General features: G+C 66.6%; 3 protein-coding genes. 1 reads left to right on the plus strand and 2 read right to left on the minus strand.

All coding sequences use genetic code 11. The annotated features are described in order from the left end of the window. A partial coding sequence (locus tag AC5RUJ_RS14550) for a PhoH family protein (protein WP_494156075.1) occupies positions 1-1,021 on the minus strand: 1,021 nt, incomplete at its 3' end. Positions 1,022-1,299: 278 nt separating this feature from the next. Here AC5RUJ_RS14550 and AC5RUJ_RS14555 point away from each other — a divergent pair. Continuing rightward, positions 1,300-2,301, plus strand: a complete 1,002-nt coding sequence (locus tag AC5RUJ_RS14555) for a GerMN domain-containing protein (protein ID WP_494014019.1) — start codon at positions 1,300-1,302, stop codon at positions 2,299-2,301. A gap of 23 nt (positions 2,302-2,324) precedes the next feature. Here AC5RUJ_RS14555 and AC5RUJ_RS14560 read toward each other — a convergent pair. Beyond that, on the minus strand, positions 2,325-2,473 hold a 149-nt coding region (locus tag AC5RUJ_RS14560), incomplete at its 5' end, for a 16S rRNA (uracil(1498)-N(3))-methyltransferase (RefSeq protein WP_494156076.1).

Here is a 2,473-nt window from a genome sequence, read left to right on the forward strand (position 1 = left end):
GGCGCGACTCGTCCCGGCCGCCCTCGCCGCGGCGGGACTCGTCCCAGCGGCTGTACGCCGTCACGATGTCGCTGACCAGCCGGTGGCGGACCACGTCGGTGGCGTCCAGCCGGGAGAAGCGGACGTCCTCCACGCCGTCGAGTATTTCGCTGACGATCTTCAGGCCCGAGCTGGTGCCGCCGGGCAGGTCGATCTGCGTCACGTCCCCGGTCACGACCATCTTGGAACCGAAGCCCAGCCGGGTGAGGAACATCTTCATCTGTTCCGGGGTCGTGTTCTGCGCCTCGTCCAAAATGATGAACGCGTCGTTGAGCGTGCGCCCGCGCATGTAGGCCAGCGGCGCCACCTCAATGGTGCCCGCGGCCATCAGGCGCGGAATCGATTCCGGGTCCATCATGTCGTGCAGGGCGTCGTAGAGCGGGCGCAGGTACGGGTCGATCTTGTCGCTGAGCGTGCCGGGCAGGAAGCCCAGCCGCTCCCCCGCCTCGACGGCGGGTCGGGTCAGGATGATGCGGTTGACCTCTTTGTGCTGCAGGGCCTGGACCGCCTTGGCCATCGCCAGGTAGGTCTTGCCGGTGCCCGCGGGGCCGATGCCGAACACCACGGTGTGGTTGTCGATGGCTTCGACGTAGTTCTTCTGGTTCAGGGTCTTGGGCCGGATGTTGCGGCCGCGCGAGGAGAGGATGTTCAGGGTCAGGACTTCTGCCGGCCGCTGCGCCGACTGTTCGCCGAGCATGCGCAGCAGCTGGGCGACCACCTGCGCGGTGATCCTCGTATCCTTCGCTGCCAGGGCGCGGATCTCTTCCACCACGTTGAGCGTGAGCTGCACCGCGTCGGCGGGGCCGGTGATTGAAAGTTCGTTGCCGCGTACATGCAGGTCCACATCGCTGAACTCCGACTCGATGACCCGCAGCACCTCGTCGTGGGCGCCGAGCGCCCTGACCATGTGTTCCGACGAATCGAAATGGACGGAACGGCTGCTTGATCCCAGCGGATCGACATCCAGGCGTGATTGGGACATAGTCCGGCCGATGTGGCCTTTCATCGCTCCTTCGGTGGGCGCTTGCTGGCGGTAACCGGAAATGGATCCGGTCCCGACGGTACACGTCCATGCTACGGCACGAGCCGCCGCACAGTCCTCTGCGGGCACGAAAAACGCCTTGGTATCGATCCTGCATCAATCCTGCATCAGTCCGGTTGAGCGCCGGTTAAAGCAGCCATCAGCCCCCCTCCCGTATGCCAAGCTAGTGAGGCAGGAAAGGCGGCAGCAGCCCTTTTCGGCCCACAAAAACCCGGTCATTGCCAACGTCAGAAGGGATCGAAAGCATCACCAGCAACCAGCTCCGGCAGCCTGCAGGCTCGGTCCCAACACGCCGCTTCGGTGCGTGGTTGGCCCTGGTCACTGCCTCATCGCTGGTGCTGCTCGGATGCTCGCCGCAGGCCGCCGGCGGTGGCGGAGGCGGACAGACCTCCATGCCCAACCCCACCGACCCCGCTTCGGCCAGCAGCCCCCTGGTCTCCAGCGTGCCGGTCGAGACCCTGCGCTCCTCGGAGCTCTCCCCCGTCTATTGGCTGGGCACCAACGCCGGGAACGTGTTCCTGTACCGCGAATACCGCCAGGCGGAGAACCTGGGTGATCCCATTACGACGGCGGTGGCCGCGCTGACGCGGCTGCAGCCCTTGGATCCGGACTACTTCAATCCGCTCAGCCCGGCGAGCAAGGTGGGCGCCTCCATCACCAACGGGTCGGTCATCACGCTGGACATTTCCTCGGACGCGTTCAGCCGCCGCGTGGATGCCGGCATCGCCGAACGGGCCGTGCAGCAACTGGTCTTCACCGCCACGGCCGCGGCGGCGAACGCCGGGCTGAGCACGTCGGACGATCCGCTGGAAGTGGTCATCCTGGTGGACGGACATCACGGTTACGAAGCCTTTGGCCATGTGCCGCTGGGCCAGCCGATGGGCCGGAACAGCAGTCTGGCGGCCCCGGTATGGATCATTGATCCGGCCGACGGTGCCACCGCCGCCGGACGCGTGGAGGTGTTCGGCCGCGGCGTCGCGTACGAATCGGAACTGAGCTGGCAGATTTTCCGCCTGGCCGGCTCCGACGACACGTCCGAAGGCGACCTGGTCAAGGACGGCACGGCCCTCGTTGATGCCGACAGCGGGCAGATCGGCGAGTTCCGGTTCAGCCAGAAGCTGGACCCGGGCACCTACCGGCTGTACGTGTTCCAAAAGGACCAGGACGGGCGGACCGACGAACGGCAGAATGCGGACAGCAAGGTCTTCACCATCACCTAGGCCAGTGCTGCTGACCGACGTGGTCAGTGCCAGCGGCCCAGCAACTCGCTGAGCAAGGTCAAGGCGGCGGGTCCGGCCGTGGAGGACCGCAGGACGTGCGGCCCCAGCCGCACGGCCACCGCCCCGGCGTCGAGCATCGCCTCCACTTCGGCCTGGCTCATCCCGCCTTCGG

It is taken from the genome of Arthrobacter sp. Y3223164 (assembly GCF_059091005.1).